Genomic DNA, 18,358 nt, shown 5'->3' with positions numbered 1-18,358 from the left:
TAGACCTGAAGTAAGCCCGCTTGCACCATTAACGATGTTTAGGCTTACGATTTCCTTTCGGTTTTGCATTTCCACCTTGGGGGTTTCCATTCGCTTTCGCTTGGTTAGAACCTTGAGGGCGTTGTTTGCTTCGGCTTGGATTTTCACCTTGTTGATTATTTGCCGAGTTACGCTGACCTGTCGGTTTACCGTTACCATTCTTACTTGGTGAATGGTTGTTTTTCGAATGACCATTTGGCGATTTACGCTCTTTTTCACCACCCAATCCTGGTTGACCTTTTGAGTGTTTAGTCGCAAAGCGGTTTGCACCATGTCGCCCTGTTTTACGGCGTTGTGCTGGAGTCTGTGTTTCTAAGTCTTCAGCAGGCACTAAACAGTGAGGCTTGTCACCAATTAAGTGTTTTTGCCCCATCTCAATCAGAGCTTCACGAATGATCGGCCAGTTTGCTGGATCATGGTAGCGCAATAGAGCCTTGTGTAATCGACGATGACGTTCCCCTTTAGGTACAGGGACGTCTTCGCGTTTTTTATATTTCACTCGTTTCAGTGGGTTGGTTTCTGAGTAGTACATTGACGTTGCGTTACACATCGGTGATGGGTAAAAGTTTTGTACTTGGTCACACTCAAAATTATTTTTCTTCAACCACTGAGCTAGATGAAGCATGTCTTCATCTTCTGTTCCTGGGTGAGCCGAAATAAAGTATGGAATCAGGTACTGCTTCTTACCTGCTTCTTTACTGTACTTCTCAAACATCTCTTTGAAACGGTCATAGCTTCCCATGCCCGGTTTCATCATCAGATCCAATGGCCCTTTCTCTGTATGCTCAGGGGCAATTTTCAGATAGCCACCAACGTGATGAGTCACCAGTTCACGCACGTATTCCGGCGATTGAATCGCAAGGTCATAGCGAACGCCAGATGCAATCATGATACGTTTTATGCCTTTCACTTTACGAGCTTCACGATAAAGATCGATAGTGTGCTTATGATCGGTATTGAGCTTATTACAAATCACAGGGAAGACACATGAAGGACGGCGACAAGTCGCTTCTGCTTTAGGTATTGAACAGCCTAAACGGTACATGTTTGCGGTAGGGCCACCTAAATCCGAGATTGTGCCTGTGAAACCTGGAACTTTATCTCTGATCTCTTCCATCTCATTGATGATCGACTCTTGCGAGCGGTTTTGAATAATGCGTCCTTCATGCTCAGTAATTGAACAGAATGAACAGCCACCAAAACATCCACGCATGATATTGATCGATGTCTTGATCATCTCATAAGCTGGAATTTTAGCTCCGCGATACATAGGGTGCGGAACTCGAGCGAAGAATAGCCCAAACACATAATCCATCTCTTCAGTGGTAAGAGGAATAGGTGCTTGGTTAACCCACAATTCGCGATTGGCGTGGCGTTGGATCAGTGCTCGGCCAGAATGTGGGTTCGTTTCTAAGTGCATAATACGGCTAGCGTGAGCATATAGAATTCGGTCATTGTTCAGCTTTTCGAAAGGAGGTAAACGTATTGCTGTATTTTTAGAATCGTGGCGCGAAGGGCTTATATAAATCGGTTTTGCTTCAACTTCAACAGGCTTATCTTGTGCCGATTGAGCGTCTTTATTTGTTTCACACTGGGTTTCAACTTCGTATGGGTTAACCGGAACATAAGCGATTTTCCCCGGCTTTTCTATACGAGAAGAGTCAATGATTTTAAAACCTTCCGGCTCCGCTGGTAAATTAACAGCCGTACCACGAATATTGGTCATATCCGCGATGGATTCGCCATTTGCTAAGCGGTGAGCAATATCGACAAGGGCACGTTCTGCGTTACCAAAAAGAAGTATGTCTGCTTTTGCATCAAACAGCACTGAGCGACGGACTTTATCAGACCAGTAATCGTAGTGTGCGATACGACGCAAACTCGCTTCAATACCACCGAGTACGATAGGCGCTTCTTTATAAGCTTCGCGACAACGCTGTGAATAGACCAAAGTGGCACGATCTGGACGCTTACCGCCTTCATTATTTGGCGTGTAGGCATCATCATGGCGAAGTTTACGATCAGATGTATAGCGGTTGATCATCGAGTCCATGTTACCCGCAGTAATACCAAAAAATAGGTTTGGCTTACCTAGCTTCATGAACGCGTCTTTATTGTCCCATTTAGGTTGAGCAATAATACCAACACGGAACCCTTGCGCTTCTAAAAGGCGTCCGATGATAGCCATTCCGAAGCTTGGGTGGTCGACATAAGCATCACCTGTGACAATGATAATGTCGCAGCTATCCCAACCTAGAGCATCCATCTCCTTTCTACTGGTAGGCAAAAAGGGTGCGGTTCCGTAGCACTCGGCCCAGTATTTTTTGTATTGATGAATAGGAGTGATATCGCTGTACATATTTTGACCTCTGATCTTTGAGGCGGGAATTATAGCGATATGTGATGTGAGTAGCTAGTGGAACATCCCCCTTGATTTTCTAGGTGTTTTCTATCTTTGACTAATGCTAGTAAGGTAGTGAATCTCATTCTTATTTGGATGGTGGAATTCGCACACTTTAAAACAGCTTGTGACTATTAAATAACGGTAAATGTGTTGATATGGGTGAGATATTAGTCAATTGCCGGGCTTTTCGCTGTTATTGAACATGGATGAAATAGAACCATTAGGAACTCACCCTTTTACTCTGATATGATCCGCCCCCTATAAAATCAAATTACGAAGCAATTGAGATGGTTGAGTCTATTCTAATGTCATTCGCGCCTATGTTGTTAGGTGCACAGCTAGTGTTAACCCTAGTTTTGGTCAAAGGCGATATATGCCCAGGTCAGCGAGGAAGAGTGCATAAAATGCTGCCTGCGATCGGTGTACTTTGGCTCGCAGTAGCTTCGATTAAGATTGAAGCTTTCTTAGTCGTGTTTGCGATATTCTATTTTTTCTCTAAGGTTCAGACCAATAAAACTCGCGATAAAGGGCCGTTATGGTTGCTCTATCTAGCGAACGGACTTGCACTCGCTTACGTTGGCATTGTTATCAGTGAGCAGCCATCAATCGCAGCATCGATTGTGAATTTTGCCTATATTGGAACATTAGGGGCGATCTTCGGTCAGTTGTTACTGTTGATTGCTCGCTCTCGATTGGACGCATTTCATCGTATTTTACCTGTCGCTGGCGTATTGAGCGGTATGCTAGTGGTGCTGGCGACCTTGTTGCACGCATACAGTCTCAATGAAGAGTCACTGGCTTTGGCGACACAAGGCTTATTAATAAGCTTTGCTCTACTTATCATCGGTATTGTTATTTGGTGCTGGCATCTATTTTTGTCTCAGTCTCCGAATAAGTTACAACTGACTCTTGCAAACCTTACGTTGTTGGCTGCAACCATTGGTTTACAGGGCTTTTTTATCGTTTGAGATAATTGCGAAATTTTTCATCATATTTCGCAAAAAGTCACATTATGACCTTAAAATTCGGTCTACGCTTAAAGTAACTAAATCCACTAGGAGCGTGATCATGGAATTGAGCAGTGTGGGAAGCCTAGACAGCAGTATTCTATTAGGCATTGTGAATGAAAAACTGCGTTTAGAGTGTGATAGCTTTGAAGAGCTAGTGAGTATGTATGAAATGGATGAACAGAATGTCGTCGGCAAACTTGATGGTTTGGGCTATCAATATGATCCATTGACCAATCAGTTTAAGTCCTACTAGTGAATAGAACGTGATTCATTCGCTTCATTAACTGCTTGCTTTCAAAGTGCTTGCTTTTCAAATTGAAGCCAGTGATGCCGATAGAGTCCTTTCTCTATTGGCAGACTATTTATTGGCAAGCTATCTATTTGTAAACGTTCTATTAGCAAACTTTCTAATGGCAAACGTTATGTAGGTAGCCTTGTTATTGACTAGGTTTGTGTTATGCCATCTTGATCCCATCAAGATGGCTTTTGCATTGCTGGCGAGCGGTATTAAAAAAAGCTTGAAGGTAATGTTTATCTTTTTCTGCATTTCTTGTTGCCGCGAACAAACGTCTCCATAACCCTTCCCCTAAAGGTTTGCTGGTAATTAAACCTTGTCGAGAGAATTCACTGATAGCCCAGTTGGGTAATGCTGCGACGCCAAGCCCTGCGGATACCATCTGTACTAGCATCAACGTATTATCTGCTTGCTTCCATTTTGCGGGCTCAACGCCTGCGGGGCTCAGAAAATGTTTAACGACATCTAAGCGCTGTTTTTGAACGGGATAAGACAGCATCGTTTCATTGATGAGATCTTTGGGCTCGATGATCTCTTTATGGGCGAGCGGGGAGTGGGTAGAAGTAATCAAACGCATTTCGAAATCAAACAGTGGCTCATAGTGCACTTCAGATCGTGGTTGGATATCTGATGTGATCACCAAATCAAGCTCTCCCGCGAGCAGTGCTGGTAAAGGTTCAAAACCAAAGCCAGAAGAGAAGTCTAACGTGACACTTGGCCACGTAACTTGATACTCCTTAAGTGCAGGCATGAGCCATTGGAAGCAAGAGTGGCACTCAATCGCCATATGCAATCTACCATTTACATCTTCTTTCAAGCTTGCTAGCTCATTTTCTGCTTTTGCCATCCTAGGCATTATGTCGTCAGCCAGTTTAAGCAAAATATCACCTTCAGACGTGAATTTTACCGGACGAGTCTTACGTAAAAAAAGCTGTCCACCAAGCCTCGCTTCCAAATCTTTGAGTTGATGAGACAGCGCAGACTGTGTCAGATGCAATGACGTCGCGGTTGCCGTTAACGAGCCCGTATCCCTTAGCGTTACTAATGTCCGTAAATGTTTTAGCTCTATCATGAGTGTCCCTCATATTCCTTAAGCTTTCTGAACGTTATCAATACTTTTACGTGATTGAATTACTTACATCAGAGTTCTTTCTCGCTGTTTATAAGACTTAAACTACGACTCTTTTTGTGAGTTGTAAACATCTAGATGGCTAAATGGATTAATTAAATTTAATGGGGAGCTGAGAAACATGAATTTAATTCATAAACAAAATGAATATTTGGAGGTTGTTCAATGAGTCGTTTGACGTGATAGTTTAGCCATCCAGACATCTTGAGTGCGTTAGGGTAGTCAAGTGAACTGAGCGAAATGACCTATTTAAGCGAATAATAAGGAATATTAAGATGGCTAGATTTGAAGCAGTAGAAAATAAAACAACCACTCACATTCTTGGCTACCCACGTATTGGCGAGAAGCGAGAACTGAAGTTTGCTTTAGAAAAATATTGGCGTGGCGAAATTGATCAAAACGGTTTGAAAGAACTAGGAAGCGAACTTAGGCTTCGTAACTGGAATACTCAGGCTGAGGCAAAACTCTCTTTTGCCACCGCGGGTGATTTTGCATGGTACGATCACGTTCTCACAACCACATTACTGCTTGGTCATGCGCCAAAACGACATGCTGGTGGAGAAGAGGGCGAAAAGGCATTTCCAGATCTGGATACTCTTTTCCGCGTAGGTCGTGGTCAGTCTCAAGTTGAGTGTGGTTGTTCTAACCATTCTGGTGAAGGCAATGCAGCATCGGATATGACAAAGTGGTTTAATACTAATTACCACTATATCGTGCCAGAATTCAGTAAAGATGACAGTTTTGAAGTGAGTTGGCCCCAGTTATTTGAAGAGGTAAGCCAAGCCATTAATGCTGGCCATAAAGTGAAGCCAGTGCTGTTAGGTCCGCTGACTTATTTGTACCTTGGTAAAGAGGTTGACGATGGATTTGATCGACTTACTTTATTGCCGAGATTGCTGACGGCTTATCAAACTATTTTAGCCAAGCTCGCAAAACTAGGGGTGGAATGGGTACAAATTGACGAGCCGATTTTGTCGCTAGAGTTAGAAAAAGAGTGGCTGAACTCATTCAAACTTGCCTATCAAGTCCTGCAAAGTGATGTGAAGCTACTCTTAACCACCTACTTTGATTCGGTGTCAGATACACTCGATAAAATCGTTGAACTGCCTGTCAATGGCCTGCATATTGATTTGTCTGCCGCACCTGAGCAACTTGATTCTGTGGTTGAAAAATTACCGCAAGAGTGGGTACTTTCTGCGGGTGTGATTAACGGGCGGAATGTGTGGCGATCAGATTTAGGTGCTGAATTGGCTCGTCTACAGCCAGTGAAAAATAAGCTGGGTGATAAGCTGTGGGTCGCGAGTTCTTGTTCATTGCTTCATAGCCCGGTAGATTTTGAGCTAGAACAGAAACTGTCAGATGAAGTGAAGAGTTGGTTTGCATTTGCGAAGCAAAAAGTGACCGAAGTGAGCCTGTTAGGGGCGGCGCTTGATGGCGACCAAAACGCAATTCTAGCTTGTGAAACTTACAGTCAACCTATTGTTGCTCGTCGTACTGCTGAGCATGTCAATAAACCCAAGGTGCAAGCTCGGTTGAATTCAATTACTAAGACTTTGGCTGAACGAAGCGCGGCTTACCCTGAACGTGCAGCGCATCAAGCAGAGGTTCTTGGCCTTCCATTATTGCCGACCACAACCATAGGGTCATTTCCTCAAACCGGAGAAATTCGAATTCAGCGCAATGCGTATCGCACGGGGCAATTGACAGAAGCGGAGTACAACAGTGCGCTAAAAGGTCATATTGCTGATGCGGTTAAGCGCCAAGAAGCTTTGGATCTGGATGTTCTTGTCCATGGTGAAGCGGAACGTAACGATATGGTTGAGTACTTTGCTGAGAACCTTGAAGGCTTTCAAACGACTCAGTTTGGCTGGGTGCAAAGTTATGGTTCACGTTGCGTTAAACCGGCGATTGTCGTAGCAGACATCGAACGAGAAAAACCAATGACTGTCGAGTGGTCAACCTATGCGCAATCCTTAACATCAAAACAGATGAAAGGAATGCTAACAGGCCCTGTGACTATTTTGTGTTGGACTTTCCCTCGTGAAGATATTAGCCGCAAAGAGATTGCCCAACAATTGGCATTTGCGCTTCGTGATGAGGTTTCAGATCTTCAAGATGCAGGTATTAACATTATTCAAATTGACGAACCTGCAATCCGTGAAGGCTTGCCGTTGAAGAAGAGTGATCACGCAGAATACCTTGAGTGGGCTGTGGATGCGTTTAAGATTTCGGCGGCAAGTGCAAAACCAGAAACGCAAATACATACTCATATGTGTTACAGCGAATTTAATGAGATCATTCAGTCAGTGGCCGATTTAGATGCCGATGTGATCACCATTGAAACATCACGATCGAATATGGAGTTGCTCAAAGCGTTTGAGGAATTTAACTATCCGAATGAAATTGGCCCTGGCGTCTATGACATTCATTCGCCAAACATTCCAACGCAAGAGTGGATTGAAGATCTGCTTCGTAAAGCGGCGGATAAAATCCCAGCAGAACGCTTATGGGCAAACCCAGACTGTGGTCTAAAAACCCGTAATTGGAAAGAGACAGAAGCGGCTCTCGCGAACCTTGTGTCTGCGGCGAAGAAATTGCGCGTAGAACTGGCTTAAAAGGTTCTGGGTTTGGTCAAAGGGGCGGTGGTAATTCTGTTTGTTCGTTAATTCGTTAGTGTGAATGCTTAATGTGATACAAAAATGGAATGACCTAAAATAAAAAAGGTTGATACACATTCGCTATTTAAATAGAGAACCAGTATCAACCTTTTCGTTTCATTGCATCAAACAGCCTACGTGAAATAGGTTCTATAAACTTTCACAGCGCTGCTGAGATATAAGCTCATCGACCATCAACTGACCGCGAGAGTTTCTCAGCATAATTCGGTAACTCACACCTATCTCTAGGTTTTGAAGTACTTCAACATTATTGCAGTAATAATCCATGCTGCTTTTTATGACGCTGTCGATTGGTTTCGCACCTTTCGCGTCGGTGTTATAGAGCATCATTAATTCAACCACACCATTTTTAGCCGACGCTCGCATGATTGAAAGCGGGCCTTGCTCAATCGGTAAACCAGCAGAAAGAACACTGGCTCGGCTTTGAGCGGTAAGCTCTATCATTCGTTGCTTTTCCTGCTCTTCAGTTGATGCGCAACCTGATAAAACAAGTAAAGAACTCATGAGAGCAATGGCTATACGAATTGTGGTCATCTAAAACACTTTTTTGAATGGTTTCACAATAACATTTTCATACACACCAGCACCGATGTAAGGATCGGCATCAGCCCATGTCTGAGCTTCGGCAAGGGAGTTGAATTGTGCGATAACAGTAGAACCAGTAAAACCCGCTTCACCCGGATTATCTGAATCGATGGCTGGCATAGGACCCGCAGTCAGTAGGCGGCCTTCATCTTGCAGTAGCTGTAAGCGTTCTAAATGCTGCGCGCGCACGCTCATACGTTTTTCTAAAGAGTTTTCTACGTCTTGTGAAAAGATGACATACCACATATTCAATATCCTTACTTTATGTCTGACTTCTATAAATGCTTATACAGCTAAGTTAGTCCGTTCAATGTACTGGAAGTTCACACCTTTAACCTCGAATTGAGCGCTATTTTGTGAATCTATCCTTGATTTACTGGGCGTGGGCGACCTTCGCTGTCGATTGCAACATAATTAAATGTCGCTTCACAAACTTGGTATCGATCACCGATGCCATCAATCTTCACAGGTTTAATCCAAACTTCAAGATTGACAGACATAGAAGTGCGGCCAATTCGAGTACATTCACCGTAACAACACACCACATCACCAACGCTCACTGGTTGTTTAAAAGTGATACTTGATACTGATACGGTAACAACACGGCCGCAAGAAATTTCTTTTGCCAGAATAGCACCTGCGAGATCGAGCTGTGACATGATCCAGCCACCGAAAATATCACCGTTAGCATTAGTGTCTGCAGGCATAGCAAGTGTACGAAGAAGAAGTTGGCCTTTTGGCGAGTTGATTTCTTGAGTCATGTTTAGAGGGTTCCGAAACGACAAACGAATCAGCGACCAATACGGTCGCTGAAAATTTAATGGCGGGATTATATCAAAAATAATCTATTGATCATCTAATGATAAAGCTTAACCATCATTTTTATCATTAGATGCCTGGTCTTCCGGTAGCTGTTGATCTTTTGGCAGATGCTTATAGATATAAACACCAGTTAATAAGGTAAACGCGAAGGTTGCAGCAAGTAGGCCGAATACTTTGAAATTGACCCATACATCGAGTGGTAAGCTAAATGCAACATAAACGTTCAATGCTGCACAGAAGCTAAAGAAAACAACCCATGCCCAGTTAATTTTGTTCCAGACTGAATCAGGAAGCGTAATCTCTTTGCCTAGCATCCCTTTGATTGCCGATTTGCCTATCATATGGCTGATCAAAAGCCCAAGCGCAAAAAGAGTGTAAACAATCGTCACTTTCCACTTGATGAAGTTTTCATCATGCAGGAAGATCGTCATGCCACCAAATATGGCCACCATTAAAAAGGTGATGACTTGCATCTTTTCAACTTTTTTGTAGATGAAGTAAGTAATAGCAATCTGAATTGCTGATGCCACAATTAATGCGCCAGTTGCGGTATAGATGTCATACATCTTGTAAAGGGCGAAAAATATTATTAGTGGAATAAAATCAATTATTTGCTTCATGTTGCAAGATATATCCTATTTAAGTAATTGGGCACAGTCTAACGAAAAGTGCCCCAATGCAAAACAGATAGTGACAATTGGATACAAAAAATAAGCAAAGATCGTTATTTCATCATACTTGTAGATTGGAATTGTGGGATTAACCCTTTTATATCTTCCAAGTAACCTTCGCTTCGTAAGTTCTCAACAGTCGAGTGAAGCTCTTCACAACTCATCGCAAAGCATGAAGATTTTCCTGTCATCAAGTCTAAGTATTGATGGTATTCACTTTCAGTAAAGTGACCAATTCTGTCTAGTAGCAGGGCTTTGATTCCGTGATGGATGAGCCCGTAGTATGTGTGTCTTTGAACAGTCATAACTTGTACTCCATGTCTGAGTAGTTTGTCAGCAATTTCGATACTGGTCACTACTGTGTATGAAGAATAACTAGCAAAACAAATGCCAAAGTTTTAACGCTATTTTATTGCTTTTATGCCACAAATACTCAATTTGAAAATCAATTTGAATATTTGGCATCCCTCACCATTTACTGTTCCTCTCATTGTCTAAGACGTCTGTTTTTCATCTGCTTTAATGGTATGAAATCCAGACCAAATTCGAGTAAAGGTTGTGATCCAGCAAAGCGCTGAAAACACATAAGCGATATTTGCAAATTGAGAAGGAAATAAACAGAACAACACAAAACAGCCAATAGTTTCTGTTCCTTCAGTTAATCCGCTCATGTAATAGAGGGACTTATTACTATAGACCGGATTATTAATGTTTCTCTTTCCTGCCATAACAGCAAAAGCGAGAAAACTACTGCCGGTGCCAATGAACGAAAAGATAAGCAGAGCGCCAGCAATAGCGTTTTGATCGGGGTTTGCCAGTACAAAGCCGAACGGAACAAGCGAATAAAATAAAAAATCTAAACTGATATCTAAGAAGCCACCAGAGTCTGTGATCCCTTGAATTCTCGCAAGAGCCCCGTCTAAACCATCGAATATTCGATTGATCACAATGAACAACAAGGCCCACTGATACTGCTGAAAAAGTAGAGCAGGAAAGGCTAAACAACCGAGAGCGAAGCCAGCAACCGTGATTTGATTGGCGGTAAGCCCTGCGGTATTCGCGTTTTTAGCCGCGAAGGTGAGGGGTTGGCGAATGATTTGGATACTAAAGCGATCAAGCATGATTATCTCCCCATGGCCACGTTAAGCATTGGCTATTTGGTGGTACATCGTCACTGTCATGCGTCACCATTATTGTTGGTATATTGGCGTGTTTAAGCTGCGTAAATACCCAATCACGAAACTGAACTCTTAGCTCTTTATCTAATTTACTGAATGGTTCATCTAATAATGCCAGTTTGGGTTGAGCCAATAACATGCGTACTAAACTGACCCTTGCTCGCTGCCCACCAGAAATTTGGTCGGGGAGTGCATGGGCAAGTTCTAATAGACCCACTTTGTCTAAAGCCGCCATGGCAGCATCTTTACGCTCGTTTCCTTTGATTCTATTTGGCAGTGCAAACGCAAGATTTTCCCAAATGTTAAGGTGCGGGAAAAGGAGGTCTTCTTGAAATAGAATCCCCACTTGGCGCTTGTGTGGTGGTAGATCGCCAATAGTGTTACCACAAAGCGCTATCGTTCCTTGTGCCGTGAAATCGGGAGATAGATGACCTGCAATAGCGCTTAATAACGTTGATTTCCCACAACCACTTGGGCCCATCAAGGTTAATACTTCTCCAGCTTTAACTTGGGTCGAGATGACAGGAAATAGCAGATCGCCTTTATGTTTAGATATGGCGAGGTTTTTTATGCATAGACTCATGTTTTAATGGCTTCCGAACAATTTGAGGTTGCTGATGGTGAGAACGAGTTTTTGCGAGATGAAGGCGACTCACAAGCACCGCAAAAGAGAAGAAAATAAACGGCAGAAGAGCTTGCCACATGGCATAAATAGCAGTGACACGTCGATCATAGCCGCTAGCTAAGGCAACCGCTTCCGTTGTTAAGGTTGAAATTCTGCCCGCTCCCAGCATGAGAGTCGGCAAATATTGCGCTAGGCTGACACTCATACCGACTGCCCAAGCAAACATGATGGCAGGGAAAAGAATAGGCGCTTTGATTTTTAGCCACACATGCAGTGGCGTTTTTCCTAAACTTAGAGCCGCTTGTGAGATACGAGGATCGTAACTGCGCCAGGGGCCGTCTAGGGCTAAAAAAACGAAAGGAAACGCAAAGAAGATATGTGACCATGTCACCCAGAAGAAATAGGCATCGCCAGAAAAATAGAGTGTGGTGATCTGAATGCCGAATAAAATGGAGAGTTGAGGCACCAGCATAGGGATAGCAATCACAATGCCCGGCACATGCCAGCGGTTTTTTTCTCGGAATTCATGGCAAATAATGGCGAAAAATAGGGCGATGGTTGCGGCGAGTATGGCAATGAGAGTGCTATCAACGATGGTAGGCACCACGTTTTGCCACTCTGTCATCCAAAATCGAGTGCTCAGTTGCGTTGGGAATAGGTCAGGGAATCGCCAGCGTTGAGCAAAACTCCATAGCAGCATGAGAGGCAGCGTCATGATACTGATGCTAGCTAAACCTATGAATAGGCTAAGGCCCGGAAAGCTTACGCCAGAACGGCCTGATACTTGCCAATGTCTGCTGTAGTTGGTCACGAGATGCTCGACTAACCGAGCAAAGCCAATCAGCACTAGCGTAAGAGCAAATAACAACATCGCCCCTGCACCTGCTCGGGGTAGCAAGCTCAAGTCTGGATCACTAAACCACTGCCACACTAATACCGCAAATGTTGGCGGGTTGGTTGGGCCCACAATCAAACCCACATCAACGACGGACGCACTGTAAGCAATAATCGCCATCATCGGGAAGCGAATTTTGGTGAGCCATTGTGGTAATACACACTTCCACCACATTTGGGCTGGTGTGTAACCTAAACTACTGGCCACTTTGTGTGTTTGGTCGATATTAAGTTGCTGAATGATGGGAATGCTCATAAGCAGCAGAAAAGGAACCTCTTTGATGACCAGAACTAAGGTTAGTCCCAGAGCGTAAGCGTTTTTAATGAGCCAACTCTGAGAGGAAGGGTCACTGATGAAAGGTAGCCACTGAGCTAAAGGTTCAATCAAGCGAGCAAGCATTCCGGTAGGTGAGAAAAGGAACGCAAAACCGATGGCAAACGCAACATGTGGCATTGCCAGTAGTGGCGACAGGAGGTTCTCTATCTTTTTCCAGACAGTACTTTGCCAGCTATTTTGTAGAATGGCGAAAGTGATCAAGCAAGTGAGAAGACTGCTCGTAAGAGTGCTGAAAACGGTCAAACCTAAAGATTGCGCGCTGCCACTCCATTGAAAAACCGCTAGATAGCCGTTAAGCGAAACTTGGCTTAGACCTATCGCAGGAATATAGCCAAGTGACGATAAAATAACCCCGACAATACCTGGCGCGATAGGCACAATGCATACCGTCATAATCAGTAGGTAAAGCCCCCTTAACATTGAGGGCCTAACTGAATTTTTAGTGGTGCGTTAATCGTTTTAATTAAGATGATAGTGATGACCTATTTTATTTTCCGTAGCGTTTAAGCCACTCTTTTTCCAGTGCAACTTGCCAACTTGGATGCGGCTCAGCAACTGACTTGAATAGTTTGGTATTTTTCGCACTGCCTGTTAAATATTGCGACTGTAGGATAGATGGATCGCCCCAAATATTCAGGTCGCCTTTGCGTGATTGTGCTTCTGGGCTTAAAAGGAAGTTAATAGCAACTTGAGCCCCTTCTTTTGCTGAGGCATTCCATGGAATAGCCAAAAAGTGAATATTGCTCAGTGCGCCTGTCTCAAAAGCGTATGCTTGAGTTGTCTCTGCTAACTTACCGCTCGCTTGAGCAGAGAAAACGCCATTTGGATTGAATGTGATCGCAAGATCGATTTGATCATCATCAAGGAGCTGAAGCATTTCTGATGAGCCAGCAGGAAATTGCTTACCTTGACGCCAAGCGGTTTTGTGCAACTCGTCTAGGTATTTCCATAGTGAAGCGGTAACGAGTGGGAAGTCGGCGTCATTAACTGGTTTCTGCAGTGTTGCATCGTTACGAGTCAATTCAATAAGCAGTGCTTTCAGGAAGCTTGTCCCATGAAACTCAGGTGGTTTTGGGTAAGCGATACGATTAGGAAAGGCCTTGCTGTAGCTGAGTAACTCACTAAAAGAAGAAGGAGGATTATTTAATGTTGCTTGGTCGTGAATAAATACCAGTTGACCAATTCCCCACGGCGCTTCTAGTCCATCGGTTGGTTCAGAAAAGTCAAAATCAACAGGGAAATCTTGGTTTACATACTCCCAACTCGGTAAAGTGTTAACGAAAGGACCAAAGAGTAGATTGCTGTTTTTCATCGACTTAAAGTTTTCGCCGTTAATCCATACCATGTCGACACTGCCGCCATCACTCTTTCCTGCTGTTTTTTCTGCCAATAAACGAGCTGTCGTTTCTGATATGTCTGCCACTTTCACATGTTTAAAAGTGATGCCATAGCGACTGTTTAGCTCTTGTCCAGCCCAACGTAAATACTGGTTGATTTCTTGGCTTCCACCCCAAGCATGAAAATAGACAACTTGGCCTTCCGCTTTTGCTTCAATTTCTTGCCATGATGCGGCATGGGACGACAGAGAGAGTAGGGATGTACAAAGGAGCAAAAAAAATCGTTTCATAATGTCAAAAATCCATTTTAGTTAAACGGCAACAGTGCGTTTAAGTATTGTTGTAATTTATTGTATGGCAAGTTAATGATTTTGTAATGTTATCTCTGTTTAAGACCTGTTACCAAGGAAAAAACTTTCATAGTTTGACTGTTTTTAATTAGTTAGCCTGTTTTGGTCGGATAAAAGGGGACAATTAGAGTGGGAGTGTTTGAATTCGTGACATTATTTTCGGTTAATTGCGAATAAAAAAAGCTGCTCAAAATAGAGCAGCTTTTTATGACAATTAAGCTTTTGAGCTTAGGTTTAAGCTTGTTGTTTCTCTAGTTCTGCTTTCACAACGTCATCTTCAATTAATGAATCAACGATAACAGCACAAGCAGCATCACCAGTGATGTTTAGTGCAGTACGGATCATATCGAAAATACGGTCAAGAGCGAACAATAGCGGTAGACCTTCGATTGGAATGCCAGCAGCAAGTAGTACAGCTACAACTAGGAACGAAGGTCCAGGAACGCCCGCTTGACCAACAGCACCCAGTGTTGAAGTGATGATGATTGCGATGTATGCGCCCATCGAAAGGTCGATGTTGAATAGCTGTGCAAAGAAAATCGCAACAAGGCCGTAGTAGATTGCGTTGCCCGACATATTAATGGTGGCACCAAGAGGAAGAACAAAAGATGCTGTTGAGTTACGCACGCCTAGCTCTTTTTCGCAGGTTTCCATTGTTACTGGAAGTGTCGCCATTGAAGATGCAGTTGACAGAGCAACGGCTTGAGGTTTCTTCATTGCGGTTAAGAATTTCTTAGCAGACGTCTTAGTGAATATTTGGATCATTAGCGGGTAAGCAACAAAACCAAAGATTAAGATAGCAGCAACATAAACGACGAACAGTTTGAATACGACCATCAGTGCGCCGAAACCAAATGTGCCGACAGCTTCAGCCATAAGACCAAACACACCCAGTGGAGCGATGATCATCACTTTGTTGATCATCCATACCATTGCATCAACGATTGCGTTCACGCCATTGATAATTGGCTCACGTTTCTCTTTTGCTTGTTTCGAGATAGCGATACCAAAAAATAGGCAGAAAACAAGAATTTGAAGAATGTTAGCTTCGTTCAGTGATTGGAAAACGTTGGTTGGGATCATACCAGTGATGGTAGCCCAAAAAGTAGGTAGTTCACCTTTAGAAGCGTATTCAGCAGAGAACATGCCTTCGACGCCAGATACGTCGATACCACGTCCTGGTTCGAAAACCTCACCCATAATTAGAGCAAGTGTCACCGCAAGAGCTGATGTCAAAGCGAAGTAACCAAGAGTAGTCACACCAACTTTACCAGCAGAAGAGCTATTACCTAGACCAGCAGCACCAGAAATAAGTGCAACTGCGACTAAAGGTATAACCAGCATTTTGATTAAATTAATAAAGATTGCGCCTAGTGGAGCAAAGATTGTCGCGCTTTCACCCATCATGGCACCAACGGCAGTACCAATGATCATAGCGATGACAACTTGGACACCGATGTTGCTTAATAAATTGTTTTGTTTTAACACTTCCATAACCTCTGTGCTATTTAATTGTAATTTCCCAGTATTAGTCTCTACTGTACGGCATAGATGTGGACTAATATCTCGCAGTAGTTTTACACTTAATTTTCATATTTAGCAATGAGAGAACAATTGCGCATGGTCTCAAAGTGCTGTTTTATGTACCGTTGGGTTAAATTGCACACGCTGGCAACCGATTGCTGAGGTTTGTGCCACATTGTTTATGTGTTTTATTTATAAAGTAAATGCTAGCCATATGAATTGTGAATTATGAAAACAAGTGGATTGTTAACACTTGTGAGGGGGTGATGTGAGTTGATTTTTAGATCTTAAATTTAACAATATTTTGTGTTGAATGTTATTTTTTTGAGTCGGTGATTGTTATTGTGTTATGGGCGAGGAGAGCAAAAAAAGAGCACAAAATCGTACTCTTTTTGTTCAAGTCGTGTGTAAGTCAGATCCAGAGTTCAGATCATTATTTCACCTACTGTTTATTTTTGAGTTGCCGCTTTCATTGAGGAGACAAAGCTCGAAAGCTGGCTAAGCATCTTCTCTGGCTGTTCAAGATGACTCTCAATAATTTTAACGACGGCTGAACCAGAGATTGCGCCAGCGGCTCCAGCTTGAATGGCCTCTTGAACCTGTTCTGGTTGGGATATGCCAAAGCCAAGTAGGGCTGGTGGTGCGTCAAATGTATTGAGGCGCTCTAATAAAGCCGTAACAGGCATATTCGCTTTGGTTTCTGCTCCTGTTACCCCTGAACGTGAAAGTAGGTAAGTGTAGCCACCCCCAAGGTCAGATACCGATTTCAGAGTTTCATTACTTGCTGTCGGTGGGGCGATAAAAATTGGATGCACACCATGTTTTTCAGCAGCGGTGACGAACTCGGCACTCTCATTGGTTGGAACATCTGCGATTAATACAGAATCAACTCCCGCCTCAGCGCATCGTTGATAGAAATTCTCGATTCCACCCGCAAATACAAGGTTAGCGTACATCAATAAGCCGATTGGAAGATCTGGATGTTGAGCTCTGATTTTTGCGATCAGGTCAAAACAGATACTTGGAGTGGTTTTTGACTCTAAAGCTCGGATGTTCGCCCCTTGAATGGTTGGCCCGTCTGCAAGAGGATCTGAGAATGGAATGCCAAGCTCCAGCGCATCTGCACCCGATTCAACCAGTGTTTGCATGATCTGCAAAGAGAGCTCAGGGTTTGGATCGCCAATAGTGACGAAAGGAACAAAAGCGCCTTGTTGTTTGTCAGCTAAGCGCTGAAATAGTGTTTGATAGCGATCCATTATAGCGCTCCTTCTTTGTTGTCTGCTTTATTTGCAGCTTGTTGTTCAAGAATGTCATGTACAGTGAAAATGTCTTTATCTCCACGTCCTGAAAGGTTGACGACAAGCAATTGCTCTTTTTCTGGTTCGTCTTGAGCCATCTTGATTGCGTAAGCCAAAGCATGTGCTGATTCTAGTGCTGGAATAATCCCCTCTTTACGTGCTAATAGCTGAAACGTCTCTAGTGCTTCATCATCGGTAATGGATTCATACTGCGCTCGACCAATCGAGTTTAAGTAGGCGTGCTGTGGGCCAACAGATGGAAAATCAAGCCCGGCAGATACTGAGTATGACTCTTCTACTTGACCGTTAGGATCTTGCATCAAAGGTGATTTCATACCGAAGAAAATACCTGTTTTACCGTGTTTTAGAGGCGCGCCATGTTGGTCGGTATCGATACCTTTACCCGCGGGTTCAACCCCAATTAAGCGTACATTTTCTTCTTCAATGAAGTCCGCAAACATGCCAATCGCGTTCGAACCACCGCCGACACAAGCAATAACCGCATCAGGCAGACGACCTTCGCGAGCTAGGATTTGGTTCTTCGTCTCTTCGCCAATCATGTGTTGGAATTCACGGACAATGGTTGGGAAAGGGTGAGGGCCCGCAGCAGTACCTAATAAGTAGTGAGCTTCTTCATAGCTTGCAGACCAATCACGCAGTGCTTCGTTACACGCGTCTTTTAAGGTTGCAGAGCCTGAATGAACAGGAATGACTTCCGCTCCCATTAATTTCATACGGAACACGTTAGGACTCTGACGTTCCACATCTTTTGCACCCATGTAAACTCGGCATTTTAGATCAAGCAGCGCACACGCTAGAGCAGTGGCAACACCGTGTTGACCAGCACCAGTCTCTGCGATGATCTCTTTTTTACCCATACGTTTCGCAAGTAACGCTTGGCCTAATACTTGGTTGGTTTTATGAGCGCCACCATGGAGCAAATCTTCACGTTTAAGGTAAAGTTTTGTTTTTGTGCCCTTAGTCAAATTACGAGTTAGGGTGAGTGCGGTTGGGCGACCTGCATACTCTTGCAATAGCGTCATGAATTCAGATTGAAATTCAGGATCTTTTTGAGCATCAATAAAAGCTTGCTCTAGTTGGTCTAGTGCAGGTACTAAGATTTGTGGTACGTATTGTCCACCGTATTCGCCAAAATAAGCATCAAGTTTCGCCATGATTACA

17 protein-coding genes are annotated in these 18,358 nt (G+C 43.5%); 3 read left to right on the top strand and 14 right to left on the bottom strand.

Going from position 1 to position 18,358, the window contains the following annotated elements; genetic code table 11:
- Window positions 1-28 precede the first annotated feature (28 nt).
- Window positions 29-2,398, bottom strand: coding sequence for a YgiQ family radical SAM protein (locus L4C39_RS04170; RefSeq protein ID WP_429744599.1), 2,370 nt, complete (start codon window positions 2,396-2,398; stop codon window positions 29-31).
- Window positions 2,399-2,730: 332 nt separating this feature from the next.
- Here L4C39_RS04170 and L4C39_RS04165 point away from each other — a divergent pair, with 332 nt between their 5' ends.
- Window positions 2,731-3,411, top strand: a complete 681-nt coding sequence (locus tag L4C39_RS04165; protein WP_017051995.1) for a hypothetical protein — start codon at window positions 2,731-2,733, stop codon at window positions 3,409-3,411.
- Between the two features lie 100 nt (window positions 3,412-3,511).
- A complete protein-coding gene (locus tag L4C39_RS04160; RefSeq protein ID WP_017051996.1) occupies window positions 3,512-3,706 on the top strand; it encodes a DUF4250 domain-containing protein in 195 nt (64 codons plus the stop codon).
- Between the two features lie 202 nt (window positions 3,707-3,908).
- Here the strand turns inward: L4C39_RS04160 and L4C39_RS04155 are convergent, their stop codons facing one another.
- Window positions 3,909-4,820: a LysR substrate-binding domain-containing protein gene (locus L4C39_RS04155; protein WP_017051997.1), complete on the bottom strand. Its 912-nt coding sequence runs from the start codon at window positions 4,818-4,820 to the stop codon at window positions 3,909-3,911.
- Window positions 4,821-5,152: 332 nt separating this feature from the next.
- Here L4C39_RS04155 and metE point away from each other — a divergent pair, with 332 nt between their 5' ends.
- Entirely contained in the window at window positions 5,153-7,492 is a 2,340-nt protein-coding gene (gene metE / locus L4C39_RS04150; protein ID WP_429744596.1) for a 5-methyltetrahydropteroyltriglutamate--homocysteine S-methyltransferase, read from the top strand.
- A gap of 192 nt (window positions 7,493-7,684) precedes the next feature.
- Here the strand turns inward: metE and L4C39_RS04145 are convergent, their stop codons facing one another.
- The 12 genes from L4C39_RS04145 to trpB form a co-directional block, all read right to left on the bottom strand.
- Window positions 7,685-8,089 carry a GspS/AspS pilotin family protein gene (locus L4C39_RS04145; RefSeq protein WP_113797391.1) on the bottom strand — a complete coding sequence of 135 codons (405 nt, stop codon included), beginning with the start codon at window positions 8,087-8,089 and terminating at the stop codon, window positions 7,685-7,687.
- Complete coding sequence (locus L4C39_RS04140; protein ID WP_017052000.1) at window positions 8,090-8,386, bottom strand: YciI family protein; 297 nt, start codon at window positions 8,384-8,386, stop codon at window positions 8,090-8,092.
- A 116-nt stretch (window positions 8,387-8,502) separates the two neighbouring features.
- Window positions 8,503-8,901 carry an acyl-CoA thioester hydrolase YciA gene (gene yciA / locus L4C39_RS04135; RefSeq protein WP_017052001.1) on the bottom strand — a complete coding sequence of 133 codons (399 nt, stop codon included), beginning with the start codon at window positions 8,899-8,901 and terminating at the stop codon, window positions 8,503-8,505.
- A 108-nt stretch (window positions 8,902-9,009) separates the two neighbouring features.
- Window positions 9,010-9,582 (bottom strand): septation protein A, encoded by a 573-nt coding sequence (locus L4C39_RS04130; protein WP_017052002.1) that lies wholly within the window; start codon window positions 9,580-9,582, stop codon window positions 9,010-9,012.
- A 104-nt stretch (window positions 9,583-9,686) separates the two neighbouring features.
- The gene (locus L4C39_RS04125; RefSeq protein ID WP_017052003.1) at window positions 9,687-9,938 is read right to left on the bottom strand and encodes a hypothetical protein; all 252 of its coding nucleotides are present in this window, start codon (window positions 9,936-9,938) and stop codon (window positions 9,687-9,689) included.
- A gap of 189 nt (window positions 9,939-10,127) precedes the next feature.
- A complete protein-coding gene (locus L4C39_RS04120) occupies window positions 10,128-10,754 on the bottom strand; it encodes a CDP-alcohol phosphatidyltransferase family protein (protein ID WP_371730476.1) in 627 nt (208 codons plus the stop codon).
- The gene (locus tag L4C39_RS04115; protein WP_017052005.1) at window positions 10,747-11,394 is read right to left on the bottom strand and encodes an ATP-binding cassette domain-containing protein; all 648 of its coding nucleotides are present in this window, start codon (window positions 11,392-11,394) and stop codon (window positions 10,747-10,749) included. Before L4C39_RS04115 ends, L4C39_RS04120 begins: the two co-directional genes overlap by 8 nt.
- The gene (locus L4C39_RS04110; RefSeq protein ID WP_429744592.1) at window positions 11,360-13,087 is read right to left on the bottom strand and encodes an ABC transporter permease; all 1,728 of its coding nucleotides are present in this window, start codon (window positions 13,085-13,087) and stop codon (window positions 11,360-11,362) included. The genes L4C39_RS04115 and L4C39_RS04110 overlap by 35 nt, the downstream gene beginning before the upstream one ends.
- Before the next feature lie 67 nt (window positions 13,088-13,154).
- Window positions 13,155-14,294: an ABC transporter substrate-binding protein gene (locus L4C39_RS04105; protein ID WP_017052007.1), complete on the bottom strand. Its 1,140-nt coding sequence runs from the start codon at window positions 14,292-14,294 to the stop codon at window positions 13,155-13,157.
- A 294-nt stretch (window positions 14,295-14,588) separates the two neighbouring features.
- Window positions 14,589-15,848, bottom strand: a complete 1,260-nt coding sequence (locus tag L4C39_RS04100; RefSeq protein ID WP_113797387.1) for a dicarboxylate/amino acid:cation symporter — start codon at window positions 15,846-15,848, stop codon at window positions 14,589-14,591.
- Window positions 15,849-16,327: 479 nt separating this feature from the next.
- The gene (gene trpA / locus L4C39_RS04095; protein WP_017052009.1) at window positions 16,328-17,134 is read right to left on the bottom strand and encodes a tryptophan synthase subunit alpha; all 807 of its coding nucleotides are present in this window, start codon (window positions 17,132-17,134) and stop codon (window positions 16,328-16,330) included.
- A complete protein-coding gene (trpB, locus tag L4C39_RS04090; RefSeq protein ID WP_017052010.1) occupies window positions 17,134-18,351 on the bottom strand; it encodes a tryptophan synthase subunit beta in 1,218 nt (405 codons plus the stop codon). The genes trpA and trpB overlap by 1 nt, the downstream gene beginning before the upstream one ends.
- Window positions 18,352-18,358: the final 7 nt, after the last annotated feature.

The sequence above is a fragment of the Vibrio clamense genome (assembly GCF_050337905.1).
In the GTDB taxonomy this organism is placed as follows: Bacteria; Pseudomonadota; Gammaproteobacteria; order Enterobacterales; family Vibrionaceae; genus Vibrio; species Vibrio cortegadensis.
This window is presented reverse-complemented; position numbering and strand designations above follow the sequence as displayed.